Genomic DNA, 15,724 nt, shown 5'->3' with positions numbered 1-15,724 from the left:
TCAGCAGTTTAACGGTATTATACTGGAAAAAACCTATTGCTTTGAGCCTATGGATGTTCGAGCGGCAGTTGCCCTAGAAGCGGGAAAACCCCTAACTATTGAAACGGTAAAATTAGCCGCACCGCAAGCGGGGGAAGTGTTAGTAGAAATCAAAGCCACGGGAGTTTGTCACACCGATGCCTATACTCTCTCTGGGGCCGATCCTGAAGGCTTATTTCCCTCAATTTTAGGCCATGAAGGGGCTGGAATCGTGGTAGAAGTGGGAGAAGGTGTCACTAGCCTGAAAGTGGGGGATCATGTTATTCCCCTATACATTCCCGAATGTCGTCAGTGCGAATACTGTCTCAGCTTTAAAACCAATCTCTGTCAAGCGATTCGTCTTACCCAAGGTCGGGGAGTAATGCCGGATGGAACCAGTCGTTTTTCCCTCGATGGTCAGCCTCTTTATCACTACATGGGAACCTCGACTTTTGCTAACTATACCGTACTGCCGGAGATTTCCCTAGCCAAGATTCGCCCGGATGCTCCCTTTGAAAAAGTCTGTTATATCGGCTGCGGAGTCACTACAGGTATCGGTGCGGTGATTAATACCGCTAAAGTGGAACCGGGGGCAAAAGTGGTGGTTTTTGGTCTGGGAGGTATCGGTTTAAATGTTATTCAAGGGGCCCGTTTGGTGGGGGCCGATATGATTGTCGGGGTCGATATCAATCCCCAGAAACAAGCTTTAGCGACCAAATTCGGGATGACTCATTTTGTTAATCCCCAAGAAATCGAGGGGGATTTAGTGGCCTATCTGGTGGATTTAACTAAAGGTGGGGCCGATTATAGTTTTGAGTGTATCGGCAATGTCCAGATTATGCGTCAAGCTTTGGAATGTTGCCATAAGGGTTGGGGTGTTGCCACTATTATCGGTGTAGCTGGAGCCGGCCAAGAAATTAGTACCCGTCCTTTTCAATTAGTCACCGGACGGGTCTGGAAAGGTACGGCTTTTGGTGGGGCAAGGGGTCGTACAGATGTACCAAAAATAGTCGATTGGTACATGGACGGCAAGATTAACATTGATGATTTAATCACCCACGTTCTACCTCTGGCAAGGATTAACGAGGCCTTTGACCTGATGCGCCAAGGAGATTCTATCCGCAGTGTGATTACATTTTGAGCAGGGATAATGTTACATTAAGTTAAGAAATACTTGACAAAAGACTCCTAATTATATGTATGCGCCAGTTTCCTGTCCCGAAATCTCGATCGCCGCTATCACGGAACCAATTATCTATCGCTATTTTCAAAGGCTAAACGCGGGCGAATTTGCCGAAACTGCCGGATTATTCGCCGAAGATGGCGTTTTAATCGCACCTTTCGAGGAGGGGGTGTGCGGCAGACAGGCGATCGCTAATTATCTCCATGAGGAAGCGCAAGGATTAACCGCTTTTCCCGCTCAGGGAAGCTTAGAAACCCTAGAGGATCAATCCACCCGAATCACCATCACCGGCCAGGTACAAACCCCTTTGTTTAAAGTCAATGTGCGCTGGCAATTTCAATTAACTAATTCGGTAGAAATTGCCTCTGTGGAAGTAAAACTCTTGGCTTCTCCCCAAGAATTAATCAATTTGCGCCAATTTGCCTAGGGAACGTACACGGGTTGATTCAAGGAGCGCATTAAAGCTTTTCTGCCCAATTCTAGATCTTTTTCTGCGGGGAGCCAATCGGGATGGGCAGCCATGAGGAGACTTTCTATGGTTTCGCGATCGAATAAATGCCAGACCAAGGCGCTGTCAACCCTTGCTTCGATCGCATAACAATTACTGCTCACACAATGAATCTTGCAGCTGCCGACGATTCTTGTTAATTTTAGGCTTTCTCCCGACTGTAGCCCTCGAAACTGACCGATAACTGTTCTTAATTCCTCTATACTAGAAACTATCAAACCGGGGATAATCACTGGCAGCTGTGGATCTCCATTCACCCATAACCAGTAATGACGGGAAGGATCGATTCCTTCTAACCAATTGGCTGCATCGAGAGAGTAGCGGGGGGAAAGGACAAAAGCTTCTAACATCATGTCGGCAGTGGATAACAGGAGAGGGACTACAGAACTTTTAATCAGAACTATTAGCAATTCCTATCAAAGCTCTGTGACAGATTCTTGCTGAGTATTTTTGAAAAATCAAGGTAAGTTAACAAAAGTTAAAATTTATTGGAGCATTTACTGCTATTTTGTTAAGATATGTTGCGGATTCCCTTAACTTTAGTAAACAGAGGAGCTAAATCACCTAGTATTGCGTCCTTTTCAGTGATCAGTAAACAGTGATCAGTAACCAGTGATCAGTAACCAGTAACCAGTGACCAGTGAAAAGACATCAGGAAAGTGCTATTTAAAACTACTCACTTAATACTTCTTACTTAAAACTCAAATCTCATAACTGATGACTGATAACTGATAACTGATAACTGATAACTGATAACTGATAACTGATGACTGATAACTGATAACTGATAACTGATAACTGATAACTTTTAAATTTTTAACTTTAAGCAAATGCGTAATAGTGGACTCCTCTCAAAAACCAAAGTCAAACTGAAACGGAAAAAAACGCTCACCTCGCCGACGCGGCCAGCGCCGAATAAATCACAGAATAAAACTAAAGATAAGGAGCGTCTAGTCGGTCGTCAGCGTCAGTCATGGCTAATTATGGGCTTAATTAGCATTGTCCTGCTAGGAGGAGTTGGCTCGCGCTTGGCCTATTTACAACTGCAGCAAGGACAAATTAACCGAGAAAGGGCAGAAAATAACCGGATTCGCATTCTTCCCAAACCTCCAGTCCGAGGCAACTTATTCGATCGCAATGGCAAAGTTTTGGCCACGGCCCGCTTAACCCATGCGGCCTATATTTGGCCCAAATCCCAGCGTAATCCCGCCCAAAAACTCAATCTTGACCGTTTAGCCAGTATTTTAGCAATTCCCAGAAGCGACCTAGAAAAACGCATTAACGAAGCGGACGAAAACCCCTCCACCCTGATCCGCATCGCTAGGGGTTTAACTCCGGCCCAAATTATCGCCCTAGAGGAATACAAAGACGAATTAACCGGCATTGAAGTGGACGTGGAATCAGTGCGCTACTATCCCAATGGTAAAATCGGGGCGCATATTCTCGGTTATACTGGGGAACTAACCCCGGAGGAATATCAAGCCAAAAGACGACAGGGCTACCGGTTGGGAGATGTCGTCGGTAAAATGGGTGTAGAAGCCGCCTACGAGTCAAAATTGCGGGGAGAATGGGGGGGAATGCAGTTAGAGGTCAACGGATCGGGACAGGTAATCCAAATTCTCGGCCAAAAAATTGCTAAACCCGGGCAAGATGTCACCCTGACACTAGATTTAAAACTCCAAAAAGCCGCCGAGGCCGCTTTGGGAAAACGCAAAGGTGCGATCGTGGCGATCGATCCCCGGGATGGTTCCGTGCGGGCCATGGTCAGTTATCCTAGTTTCGATCCCAATGTTTTCTCGGCCCCAATTACCACCGCCACCTGGAAAAAACTACAAGCGGAGGGCAACCCGTTTGTTAACCGCGCCCTGCAAGGATTCCCCCCCGCTTCCACCTTTAAAGTCGTCACTGCCACTGCCGGCATGGAATCGGGGAAATTTCCCCCCAATACGGTCTTAAATACCTTTGCTGCCCTTTATGTGGGGGGGACAGCTTTCGGGGAATGGAATCGCGCCGGTTTTGGTCCGATGGGTTTTGTCCGGGCCATGGCCATGAGTAGTAACACTTTTCACGGTCAAATAGGTCGCGGGGTGGGGGGACCGGCTTTAATTGCCATGGCCCGGCGCTACGGTTTCGGTCAGAAAACTGGGATAGAATTAGCGGAAGAAACCCCGGGGTTAATTGCCGATCGCGATTGGAAGCTGCGTAATTTTAAAAACTGGGATTGGTCCGTAGGCGATACGATTAATATGTCGATCGGTCAAGGATTTACCCTAGCGACTCCCCTACAGGTAGCTGTGATGTTTGCTGTCCCCGCTAACGGCGGTTTTTTGGTGAAACCGCATCTTTTACAGGATGCCCGGGATGTTAAGGAATGGCGCAAGTCTTTGAACATGAAACCTAGCACCCTAGACACCCTGAGAAAGTCCCTGAGAGCCGTGGTAGCGGAAGGAACGGGTCGGGCCCTATCAGACCCCGCTTTACCGCCCGTAGCGGGCAAAAGCGGCACGGCAGAAGCACCTCCGGGCCAGTCCCACGCTTGGTTTGGAGCTTTCGCCCCTTTTGATAAGCCCGAAATTGTCGTGGTCGCCTTTGCGGAACATTCCGGCGGTGGTGGTGGTAAAGTGGCCGCACCTATGGTACGTCAGGTAATGGAGGCTTATTTTAATGTCAAACCCAAAGAAGAAAAACCCCGGCCGAAGCCTTAGAGACCTGTGGCGGTAAGCGGCACACAGCGCACGGTAATTCCCGTCGCCGTGGCGATTTTTTCCGCCCAAATTGCCAATATTTCAGCGTTTACGGGTTTGAGAATTTGCCTTCCGTCGCCAGCGCTGAGGGGATTATTACCGCGGGTTTCTAATTGTCTTTGTCCGGCCCGGGGACGGGTCGGGGTGTTAAGTTGAATTTCATCCGGTTGTAGCTGTTGCATCAAATCGATATACTGGTCTTGCTCTTGGGGCGACCAAGAGGCCAACACCATGGTTTGAATTGCTAGTTTTCCCGACCATTCTTGGCGAAATTGTCTTAATCCCCACCAAAGCTCCTGCCAATCCAGGCCGGGGACTGGACGGTTAACCCGTCGCCATTGGGCCTCGGAAACAGCATCGATTTTAGCGGCGACGATATCGGCTCTGCTCAACTCTTGACGCACTCGGGCATCTCCCAGGAGGGTACTATTGGTTAAGACCGCCACCGGCCGTCTGGTCATTTCCTTGACGGTGGCCAGTATTTCCCCTAAATTGAGGGCGAGGGTGGGTTCCCCACTACCACTGAGAGTGACTATATCCACGTCCCAGGGAGCAAAGGCAATTAAATCCCTGCTAATTTGTTCGCTGGTGATAAAAATTTTCCGTTGCTCGGTTTTTTGCTCAATTTCTCCTAACTGACAGTAGGCACAGTTAAAGGAACAGGTGGAAACTAAACCGATCGGGTCGATGCCCAAGGAACTGCCGAAACGCCAAGAGGCTACCGGACCATATACGGAGCAGAAATAATCCTGGCGAGCAGTCATCGAACCTACCCAAAAAATACGGAGAGGGAGGGATTCGAACCCTCGGTACGGTCTTACGATTCGTACAACAGATTAGCAATCTGCCGCATTCGACCACTCTGCCACCTCTCCAAGATGACATTACTTTAGTCTAACATGAAAGGCCGATTTTTGGCAAGTAATTTTTGGGCAGTTAATCGCCTAAACGACCATCCTCCATATTGACAATGCGATCGGCGATGTCGAGAATCCGGTTATCGTGGGTGACGAGTAAAATCGTGCAACCTTGTTCTTTTGCCAATTTCTGCATGATTTCCACCACATCGCGCCCGGATTGTTTATCTAAGGCCGCGGTCGGTTCATCGGCGAGGACTAATTTGGGATGACTGACGAGGGCGCGAGCGATCGCAACCCGTTGTTTTTGTCCCCCCGATAGATCGTGGGGATAGTAATCAACGCGGTCCCCTAAACCCACCGATTCCAAAATTGCCGTGGCTTTTTGATCGAGATCTTGTTCTAAAAACTCCTCGTGCAGTTCCAAAGACATCCTAACGTTTTGTTTCGCTGTCAGGAATTTTAGTAAATTATGTGATTGAAAAATATAGCCAATTTGTCGGCGAATTTTCAGCATTTTGCCCTTACTAATTCCTAACATTTCTTGGCCGAGAATTTTTAAACTGCCCGCTTGTGCCGATCGCAAACCTCCCATTAAACTCAATAAAGTAGTTTTCCCCGATCCCGAAGGACCAGTCATAATCACTACTTCCCCCGCTTTAATTTCCAGATCGATATCGTATAAAACCTGTTTTTTTAATTCCCCCGTACCAAAATAGTGATTTAAGCCTTTAATGGCAATTACGGGTTCATTAGGGCTAAAATCCTCTAATTCTCGCTCTTTTTGAAAAATCCGCATTATGAGAACCTCGAAAAATATAGTATACTTCAATAAGATCACAAGTTAAAGCTATTTGGAGGGATGAGAATTTAATTCTCGGAGCAAATATTGGTCTTTTGTGGCGATTTTACCGATATTTAAAGACAACTGACCCACGGTTCGACTCTCCCAGAAGACAAGTCTTTGAAAATTATAAGTTAAGGGTACCTCAAAAAATCGAAAGATTTTATCAAAAATGTCATGTTGAATACCCTCAGTTTTACAGATGGCATAAAACCATGACTAATTGAGCATCGGCAAAGCACGATCAAACCTTAACAATTTTGTGCAAAGTTTGTTGGTACAAAATAAGTTGTTTGAGGTCGATAAACAATGATTATCTTAGAAATGAAAGCAGTGGTCAAACCGAGTTAGTGTTCTGCCATTGATGATACTATTCGTACGGTACAATTCATCCGGAATAAAGCTTTAAGACTTTGGATGGGTGCTAAACGAGAGGGTAAAGTAGATATAGTGATTTCAAATAAGTATGATCAAAGTGAAAAATAGGGTAAAATAAGGAGAAACGAGCAACTTTTATGAAACCACCAGGCATCAGAAGCAGATATCAGCGGGATCAGCACTTTGTAGTTTTCGCATTGCAATCGTGCCTGCTAAAAAGCACATTGCAATTGTAAGAACTAAAACGAACAGTGCTAAACTGGGAGTCATAAATACAGGTAAGTTAGTATCTCGTCTAGTTAAATCATACATAAGTTCTGAAATCAAGAAACCTGGAATATATCCCAAAACAGCAAGAATTAAAGACTCCTGAAAAACAACATTAAGCAGAAAAGAATGAGGGTAACCCATTGCTTTGAGAGTTGCATATTCAGCAAGATGATCAGAAACATCTGCATAAAGAATTTGATAAACAATAATTGCCCCTACCATAAAGCCCATTATTACACCTAAGCCAAAAATAAAACCAATGGCCGCACTCGTTTCCCAATAGTGTTTTTCGGATAAGGCAAAATCTTCGAGAGTCATTGCTTTTACGTCATTGGGTAAAATTTTTGTTAGGGTTTTAATCACGGCTTGGGGATTAGCGTTAGGTTCTAGAGTAATTAATCCAACATTAATTTTGTTAATGCTGCGACCTTTAAAAATATGTAAAAAAGTTGAATCACTGGTAATAACATTACCGTCTGCTGCAAAGGAAGCTCCTAGACTAAATAATCCTGCTACTTCAACTCGTACTCCTTCTAATTCTGTGCTAACCTGATATCCTTGATTAAAATTTTTGGCAATGGCACCAAATTCTCGTCGAGATAATTTGTCAAAAAGTATTCGATTTGTCATCTTTAAATCATTTAAATTGTTGACTATTTCGGGAAATTTAAATACAGATTGAGCAGGATCAAAAGCATAAACCAACAAAGATCGTTTCGTGTGATTATCAGGATTTTTCCATTGACCTAGACCAACATACAAAGAAGCCACTGACTTAACCCCTTTCACTCTTTGAGCTTGATAAATTCTTTCCCGTGGAAAACTTTCTAGAGCAAATAATACTTTAGATTGAGGATTTAATAATACCAAATCGGCTTTGATACTTTTATGAGGGGCCATTGCAGCTTCATAGAGAGCATTCATGAACCCTAACTGAAGAAAAATGAGAATGACAGCGAACCCAATTCCCGCTAAAGCTACCAATAAACGAGTCTTATTACGGACAATTTGAAGAAGGGCAAAAGTAAGTAGTAAAATCATGGTTTTTACTTAACTAAATTTAGAGTTGAATGGCAACTTGAACTTGTAAATAGGTGAAATTTTGAACTTTTCGACTGGTTTCTGGATCAAGCGCAATTTTCACTTCAATTACTTTACGATCAACATCAGCACCTGGATCATTACTAAAAATATTTTGTTTTTGAACTAATAAACCAATTTGTTTAACCGTTCCCTCTAACTTTTCTCCAAAAGAATCACTGCTAATAATTACTTTTTTACCCAATTTAATTTGTTGAATATCTGTTTGATAAACTTCAGCAACCACTTCCATCTTTTGAGTTTGACCCATTTTTACAATTCCTTGACTATTAATTGTTTCCCCAGGTAAAGTATGAATTTGAAGAATTTGCCCATCTACGGGCGCTTTTACAGAAGCTAAGGCTAAATTCGTTTTTGCTTGGGTTTCTGCTACTTTTGCCTCCTCTAGTTCAGCCATAGCTAAGGCGATATCTTCAGGCCGAACTTCTTTAATTTCTTCTAAGGTTGCCTGAGCAGAACGAATCTGCTTTTGAGTAGTTAAAATGGTACGGTTTAAAGTTGCCTTGGCTTCTTTAATTTGTTGTTGTAAAGTTGTAGTAATTGTGAGTAAATTAGCCCCAGCTTCATTGAGTTGTTCTTGAAAAACATCTTTTTGTAAACAAGTATTATCTCTAGAAGAACTGGAAACCGCTCCTTCTTTATATAACATCTCAGCACGATGACATTCAGTTTGGGCATTCTTGAACTCAGATTTTATCCGTTCAATGGTGGCTTTTTGAGCTTGTACTTCTCCAGTTAAACGAGATTTTAGACTGGCAATATTAGCCTGCTGAGAAGCTATTTGGCCTTCCAATTCTGCTTTGAAAAGTTCTACGGTTTCTGATTGAGATTGTACCGCTCCGATTTTAGCACCTGCTTGAACTTGATTTAAACGAGCTTGAGCGACTTGAACCCTTTTTTGGGCCAATTTTAAAGCGGATTGTTCTCGTTCATAACTATCCAAGATGGCAATAATTTGTCCGGTTTTGACTGTATCTCCCTCATTGACCAAAAGTTTTTCTAAACGCGCTCCTTCTAGAGGAATGGTTGCAGAGACTTGTATGACTTTGCTTTGAGGTTCAATTCGTCCTAAAGCAGTTATTGAGATTACAGGCGATTCTGGTTCAGAGGACTCAGTTTTTGTTTCAGAAATTGTCAAATTGGAGAATTGGGTAACAGATAGTAGTCCGAGTATCCCAGTTGACAAAGCCCCAATAATAACACAAATCATCAGCCATTTGCCTTTTAAAAATTTGATCTTTGGAAAGTTCATCGATTCTTTGTTCATAATTCAAGTAAATCTGGCTCTTCGGTTTGTGTTATGCAATTGACGGGGGTTATAAGGGATGGAACCCTTATATAGAAAGGCATTTAGCGATTTTTGTCAATTGTTTTTTATCTAGAGCGAACTAATCAATTAAGTCTCTTGCCAGATAAGGATTTAGTCGATTTATGCCCCCCTATCGAACCATAACAAGTAAGGAAGAGCCGTAAATCTATCCTATTTTAGGTACGTTTTTTCCAAAATGGGATTCTCCAAAAAAGAATTCCTATAGAGTATTCTACTACAGAGACCGATTAGAGTCTTCTGGAAGATAACTAACAAACAACTTAAGAAAATAAACCGGAAGAAACCAACCCATTCCCTCAATTCCTTGAAATAGATAATGAGATAAAACTAATCCTCCTAAATATAGGGTAATTGCTATTGATTTTTGCAGACGACAAGGAACAAATAAGATCAAGGGGGTTGCTATTAGTAAATAGCCATAAGCGATGGTGGCTTCTGGCCAACTTCCTCCATAAAGCCATGCCACCAAAAAAGGATGCAGATGAATCGCAATAAATCCATAGTGATAACGCCAATTGTGTTGAGGAGAATGATGCCAACATTTTGTAGTCTCTGAGACATTAACAATAGCTCCTCCTACCAAATCAAAGGACAGAAAAGCCATGATTAATAATTGCCAAATATTCCAGCCAAAATGATTAATTATGGCATAAATAGGAATCAAGACAGTGGCTAAAAGGGTCGGAATAAGACAAATCCATGTTTCTTGAAAAGACATACCGGGACCGACCACCATATCCCAACTTCCTAATAGTCCTTTTCTGGGCTTTTTCAGATTACTATTGAGTGTATTCATTCTGGGAATTCCTGCTAAAATTAATAAAGAAAACAAGTAACCTGGATGATTCTAGAGAACAAAAAAGCCATCTTTAACCATTTCATAAAGACTGTTATCAAAGGCTTGAATAACCGTTTCTAAGTCTTCTTGAGAATGGGCATCATTCAACATTAAAGTATGAAGTTCTGGCATATAAACCCCATACTTTCGCATATAATAAGCAAGAGCTAAATTCGCTTTAAAATTGCTTCCTGCTTGTTTTTCTCGATAAAATTGAGCTTTTTTATAGCTAAAAGTTAGAGAAAAAATAGAACGATTAGCTTTCACTTGAAAAGGAACTTGATGAGCCTCTGCAATGGTTTTTAGTTGGTGAGCTAACCACTCGGTTTGTTCCGCCAAACGAGTATAGATTTCAGGATGTAATTTTAAATAACTTAATGCAGCTAAACCAGCCGTACAGGTCAACGAATTCCCGCTCATTGTTCCTCCTACAAACACTTTACTTTCATAATCGCGAAAGGGATCTTCCGAACTTTTGGCAATATTAATCAGTCGTTCTTTTCCAGAAACACATCCTCCCGGCAATCCTCCACCAATGATTTTACCCAAACAAGTTAAATCAGGAACAATTCCTGTTAAATTTTGTACTCCTCCATAAGTAACTCGAAAACCTGAGACTACTTCATCAAAGATTAATGGTAAATCAAATTGGTCACAAATCTCCCGGAGTTTCGTTAAAAATTCTAGATCGTAATCAGCAAGTGCCGTTGGCATGGGTTCACAGATCACACAAGCGAGACTGTCTGCTTGTTCTCGCAATCTTTGTAAACTCGCTTGATGGGCATATTGTAAAACCAAGGTATTTTTGACGATTTCTGAATGACTGCCTAAGGTTCCCTTAATGGGTTCAGGGGCTTCTTTGTTTCCTGTAAAGCGAAACCAAGAACTCACCATGCCTTGATCAGAAAATCCATGATAATGACCTTCAAATTTAGCCACTCGATCCCGATGACGATAAGCTCGACATAATCGAATCGCTTGCAAAATTGATTCTGTGCCTGAATTGGAAAATATCGCCTTTTCTGCACCGGGTAGGGCTTCAACAATAGCCTCTGCTAATTCAATTTCGGGGAGTGTTCCCATCGCATTTACACCCCCGTTAAGAATGGCTTCCGTTAAACTTTGATTAATCACGGGATGACTGTAACCCAAAATATGAGGGCCATATCCACAAGCGAGATCAACATATTTTTTACCATCAACATCAATTAAATGAGACCCCTTTGCTTCTTTAACAAATAAAGGATAAGTGCTAGGGAAGAAATAACGGTCTAAGTGAGTGGGAGCAACCAGAGCATTTTTTGCCCGATCTCGTAAAGCTAAGGCTTGAGGATTAGCCTCAGCAAAATAAATATCAAAGTTATGTTTAACCTTAGGATTCATGTAAGGAGAATAGCGATCTGTGAATTTTTGAGCATTCGCCCAAATATCAATTTCTGGGTCAATTTGACTAGCAAATCCTTCACAAGAAAGAAAAACTAATTCAACTTTCGTAAAGTTTGTCGTATATTCAGCTTGATATCGCTTTAAAACTTGATTAACATCTTGGAAGTAACTAATGGTTGACCACCGTTCTGTTTGAGCATTAAAGTGCTTTATTAAAACGGCCTCGATTTCTTGGTGATAATCAGACCAACGCTCAAAAACCTGCTCTTTTTTGATGACAAAATGTTCGGTAAACCGTTCAACGGCTAACTCCCATTCTTTACGAGTACAGGCATAATAAAAAGAAGATAACCCCCATTTTTCATCTTCGCTTAACTCTACGGTAATACCAAAGTCAACTAAAATAATTTTGCCGTCTTCGGTAAAAAAGAGATTGCCAGGGTGAGGATCGCCATGACAAATACCATCTAAATATAACATGGTATAAATGGTTTCTTGAAAACGGCGAGCGAGTGGTTGAGGGGGGAGATGACAGCGCTCAGATTCTTTACCCGGAATTCCCTCGATAAATTCCATCACTAGCATATTATTAGTACATAATTCAGGAACTAATGAGGGAACTCTAACATAAGGATGATTTTTGAAATTAAGGTAAATTCGGGCTTGTTTTTCTGCTTCTTGAATAAAATCGGTTTGAGCAATTAATAACCGGGATAATTCTCGAAAACGAATTGGTAAATTGAGAGATTTAACGGACGGAATCAAACTATCTACAATTTTAACAACAAAACCCATGACTTTAAGATTTTCTTGTAGGTCTCGACGGACGTTTTTTTTGACAATTTTAACGGCCACCTTTTGCCCTGTTTTTAATTTTGCTTGATGAACTTGAGCAATTGAAGCACTTGCCACCGGACTAAAATAAAAGTCTTTAAAAATGGCTTCAATCGGCTGTTTTAACTCTCGCTCAATTATCTTTTTTGTATCCGCTTCATTCATAGTGGGGACATTATCTTGCAAGCGACGAAGTCTTTCAGCAATGGTATTAGAAATTAAATCCGAGCGAGTCGCCAAAATTTGACCAATTTTAATATAGATAGGCCCCATACTAATTAAATATTCTGATAAGATTTCGCCTTGCAACTCTTTTTTTTCATTAGGATTTTTCCCAAAAATTTGGTAGAGATAGGAAACACCGTAAACAACAGTGAAGATAAGGAAATTTAAAAAAGGAAATCTGAGCATAACTTTAAGTCCTAATAGAATCGAGTACTTAGGGTTTACTGAAAAAGTCTGTTGGTGGGGTTAGGAGTCGGTCGTTGGTGGGGGAAGTTAGAATAATAGAATGACTTTGTGCGGCTGGAAGCGGAACCCTTCGCAATCGCTGACGAAAGTGCAAGGATTTTGAGTTCCTATTTCGATTTCTCAATGTTTGTTTCTTGGACTTTTTTCCCCAAAAAGTCTCAAAACCCTTTTCTAGCAAAGCTTTCACTGACACTCAGTCAACCCTAATTAATGACATCACATCCCCTATAGTATCATAATATCTACATCAGACAAAACTCTGATTACGGATTAGATTGAGATTGAAGATAAACTTTTCCTTCATTTCCATCAACCACTAATGTATCTCCTGTCCGAATTACTTGCGTAGCAACTTTGGTGTTTACAACGGCTGGAATTCCTAATTCCCTGGCGACAATAGAACTATGAGAAAGGAGTGAACCAATATCTACGACGACGGCGGTGGCTAGGTTAAAAAGAGGAGTCCAAGCTGTATCCGTAAAACAGGTAATTAGAATTTCTCCAGGCTCAAATTCATCCATTTGTTCTTCTAAATTGAGAATAATACGAGCCTTCCCAACTACTCGTCCTGGACTACTAGCAACACCAACAAGACAATTATCATCAAGTTTTTGACTGAGGTGAGTCGCTGGATCCCAATAACCAATAAAAGTTAGGGGTGGAGTAGGAATTTGCTGATTAATTAGGTGACGACGACGATTTTCGGCAATTTTTGGGCGTGAGAATAAATTTTTAGCGGATTCTTTGCCAGAAAGATAGAGCAGGATATCATCATAAGTAATAAAAGCAACTTCATCTAAATTTTGAAGAATATGATCAGCTACTAAACGACGGGCGACTTCCATGACAATCACTCGATTCATCCAAATTCCTTGAATAAAACACATTCTCATTTCTTCTCGTACCTGACTTAATTTAAGGTAAGAATTCATGAGAAATTCATAGATTTTACGTTTCCATAAAGGCAATTTTTTTAATGTTTGCTTGGCTAATACAATCCGTTGATGATTACGGTTAGCTCTTGTGGTGAGAATTTCATAATCATCTCGTTGTAAATAGGTTTTTAGGGTCGTAAAAATATAGGTAGGATCATCCAACCATCGAGGATGTATCAATTCCATTTCTTGATGTGCTCTCACTCCATGTTCTCGCAGTAAAAGCTGGTATTTTCTGTAGAAAGTTTCCGCTTCAGGGTTTTGTTCGATTATTTTAACAATATTAGGAGAAGAATCTTTGAGAATTAATTGTTTTAAAGCAGAAGATTTTCGAGCTTCTAAGGCCAAATCTTCAATAGCTTCAATCATATCTGTGGTTCGTAATTCAGAAGCTCCTGCTTTAATTAACTCAGGAATCGATTCATCTTCTTTTGAAAACCATTGTTTAGAAATGTCTTTTAATACATCATAAAAAGCAAATGCGCCGATGTAAGGAGTACCATATAGCACACAACTATTGTGATAATATTGATAAGCTTCTTTTAGCTTGTCTCCTAATTCATAAAGGGATAAATTGACTAAATCTAAATTCTGAAAATTTTCACTGACAACAGGACGGTTTTTTAACCAGTTTCGGGATTTTTTGCGATAGGTCAATAAATCACTAATTAAGGTCTTAACATAAAAGCAATTTGAGCGAAAATAAGCCCATCCTTGTGAACCTAATCCATGAGGATTTTTATAAGTTTCAACGTTGACTTCTTCACTAGCAAACCGCTCCAAAAATTTACTTTGATTTCTAAATAGAAAACATTGAGCATATAAATAAGCAAAGTAAGAAACATCTAAATAGGCTCGACCAAACAGAAAAAAACCATATTTTTTAGGATTGCCAATATCCCGTAGCCCTAAAGCTTTTAAAATTCCTTGATGAGTATTGTGAACATAATATCTCGCAAAAGATTCTCCTAAAGGAGTAAAAGTACCAGTAAAAGATTCACCTATATCTAAACAAGTATATAAGGCTTGAGAATTGAGATATTGCTGTTCTTCCTTGACAGCTTGACTGGATTCTAAAGTAGTAATGGGACGACTTTGCAAGATATAAAATTTTTCTCCATCAAAAGCCCATTCAATATCTTGTTCAGCTTGATATAAATCACGAATTTGTTGGGCTAATTGGGCTAATTCAACGATTTGCTCTTCCGACAGTGTTCTTAAACTACGTTTTTCTTCTGGAACTTTAATAGTGGCAACTCCTTGATCTGCATCAAAAACACACATATTTAGTTTATAGTTAATTGTCTGATCAATAATTGATTGAGACGCTACATCAAAGATAAAAGAGTCTGTCATGGTTTTCCCAGAGACAATTGCCTCACCTAAGCCCCAACTCGCTTCAATTAGAAATTGGTTAGGTTGATTACTGACTGGATTTTGGGTAAAAATAACACCAGAAATATGAGAGTTAATCATTTGCTGAACCACCACAGCAAGGGGTTCTGATTCACTTATTTTTTGATTTAAACTTCGATAGACTAAAGCTCGATTTGACCACAATGACCCCCAACATTTAATAATTGCTTCATGTAATTCTTCTTCGTTAGTAATATTAAGATAGGTCTCAAATTGTCCTGCAAAAGAATATTGATTAGAATCCTCACTAATGGCAGAAGATCGAACCGCAACTGATTCACTATTTAATTTTCGATATTCTTGATTAATTTCTGTGAGTAAGTCTAGAGGAATAGCTGAATTATGAATGGCATCTTCAATCGTTTTAAATTGAGATTGCAAAGTATTTTGATCGGTCTGATTAATGGTTTCTTGAATTAATCCTACAAGTTGACAACTTTCCAAAAAGTGATGATAACTGTCACAGGTAATAACAAATCCTTTTGGAATCGGAAATCCTGCTTTAATCATCTGATTAAGATTCTTGGCTTTTCCCCCAATTAAGGAATTTTGTTCTTTGGAAATTGTACCTAATTCTAAGATGTGGGTTATCATGGATGATCTCCTAAAAG

Annotated in this window: 11 protein-coding genes, 1 tRNA gene and 1 pseudogene; 4 read left to right on the top strand and 9 right to left on the bottom strand. The window is 40.8% G+C overall.

Translation table 11 applies throughout. The annotated features are described in order from the left end of the window. Positions 1-49 precede the first annotated feature (49 nt). Together MICAI_RS03900 and MICAI_RS03895 are read left to right on the top strand one after the other, a co-directional pair. On the top strand, positions 50-1,159 hold the full coding sequence (locus MICAI_RS03900; protein WP_002735864.1) for an S-(hydroxymethyl)glutathione dehydrogenase/class III alcohol dehydrogenase: 1,110 nt from the start codon (positions 50-52) through the stop codon (positions 1,157-1,159). Between the two features lie 55 nt (positions 1,160-1,214). Next, positions 1,215-1,628 (top strand): ketosteroid isomerase family protein, encoded by a 414-nt coding sequence (locus MICAI_RS03895; RefSeq protein ID WP_008198063.1) that lies wholly within the window; start codon positions 1,215-1,217, stop codon positions 1,626-1,628. Here the strand turns inward: MICAI_RS03895 and MICAI_RS03890 are convergent. Beyond that, positions 1,625-2,062, bottom strand: a complete 438-nt coding sequence (locus tag MICAI_RS03890) for a hypothetical protein (protein WP_198285278.1) — start codon at positions 2,060-2,062, stop codon at positions 1,625-1,627. The two genes, MICAI_RS03895 and MICAI_RS03890, sit on opposite strands and share 4 nt — an antisense overlap. A gap of 477 nt (positions 2,063-2,539) precedes the next feature. Between MICAI_RS03890 and mrdA the strand changes: the two genes are divergently transcribed. After that, positions 2,540-4,414 (top strand): penicillin-binding protein 2, encoded by a 1,875-nt coding sequence (mrdA, locus tag MICAI_RS03885; protein WP_008198060.1) that lies wholly within the window; start codon positions 2,540-2,542, stop codon positions 4,412-4,414. Here mrdA and MICAI_RS03880 read toward each other — a convergent pair. The 3 genes from MICAI_RS03880 to MICAI_RS03870 all read right to left on the bottom strand — a co-directional run bounded on the left by MICAI_RS03880 (position 4,411) and on the right by MICAI_RS03870 (position 6,109). Continuing rightward, positions 4,411-5,217: a radical SAM protein gene (locus MICAI_RS03880; RefSeq protein ID WP_008198057.1), complete on the bottom strand. Its 807-nt coding sequence runs from the start codon at positions 5,215-5,217 to the stop codon at positions 4,411-4,413. The two genes, mrdA and MICAI_RS03880, sit on opposite strands and share 4 nt — an antisense overlap. A 19-nt stretch (positions 5,218-5,236) precedes the next feature. Next, positions 5,237-5,328 (bottom strand) — tRNA-Ser (locus tag MICAI_RS03875). A gap of 61 nt (positions 5,329-5,389) precedes the next feature. After that, positions 5,390-6,109, bottom strand: a complete 720-nt coding sequence (locus MICAI_RS03870) for a DevA family ABC transporter ATP-binding protein (protein ID WP_008198056.1) — start codon at positions 6,107-6,109, stop codon at positions 5,390-5,392. A 405-nt stretch (positions 6,110-6,514) separates the two neighbouring features. On the opposite strand from MICAI_RS03870, the pseudogene MICAI_RS26810 reads away from it, so the two are divergent. Continuing rightward, positions 6,515-6,622: pseudogene (locus MICAI_RS26810) on the top strand (transposase); the annotation flags it as partial. Positions 6,623-6,685: 63 nt separating this feature from the next. Here the strand turns inward: MICAI_RS26810 and devC are convergent. The 5 genes from devC to MICAI_RS03845 all read right to left on the bottom strand — a co-directional run bounded on the left by devC (position 6,686) and on the right by MICAI_RS03845 (position 15,707). Continuing rightward, entirely contained in the window at positions 6,686-7,843 is a 1,158-nt protein-coding gene (devC, locus tag MICAI_RS03865; RefSeq protein WP_008198054.1) for an ABC transporter permease DevC, read from the bottom strand. Positions 7,844-7,862: 19 nt separating this feature from the next. Further along, the gene (locus MICAI_RS03860; RefSeq protein ID WP_039899565.1) at positions 7,863-9,170 is read right to left on the bottom strand and encodes an ABC exporter membrane fusion protein; all 1,308 of its coding nucleotides are present in this window, start codon (positions 9,168-9,170) and stop codon (positions 7,863-7,865) included. A gap of 277 nt (positions 9,171-9,447) precedes the next feature. Then, positions 9,448-10,029, bottom strand: coding sequence for a hypothetical protein (locus tag MICAI_RS03855; RefSeq protein WP_008198050.1), 582 nt, complete (start codon positions 10,027-10,029; stop codon positions 9,448-9,450). A 51-nt stretch (positions 10,030-10,080) separates the two neighbouring features. Then, a complete protein-coding gene (locus MICAI_RS03850; RefSeq protein WP_008198048.1) occupies positions 10,081-12,702 on the bottom strand; it encodes an aminotransferase class III-fold pyridoxal phosphate-dependent enzyme in 2,622 nt (873 codons plus the stop codon). Positions 12,703-13,025: 323 nt separating this feature from the next. Next, the gene (locus MICAI_RS03845) at positions 13,026-15,707 is read right to left on the bottom strand and encodes a PEP/pyruvate-binding domain-containing protein (protein WP_008198046.1); all 2,682 of its coding nucleotides are present in this window, start codon (positions 15,705-15,707) and stop codon (positions 13,026-13,028) included. Between the last annotated feature and the right edge of the window lie 17 nt (positions 15,708-15,724).

The sequence above is a fragment of the Microcystis sp. T1-4 genome, assembly GCF_000297435.1.
Classification (GTDB): Bacteria; Cyanobacteriota; Cyanobacteriia; order Cyanobacteriales; family Microcystaceae; genus Microcystis.
Note: the sequence above shows the minus strand (reverse complement) of the source record. Positions and strands in the feature narration are given on the sequence as shown.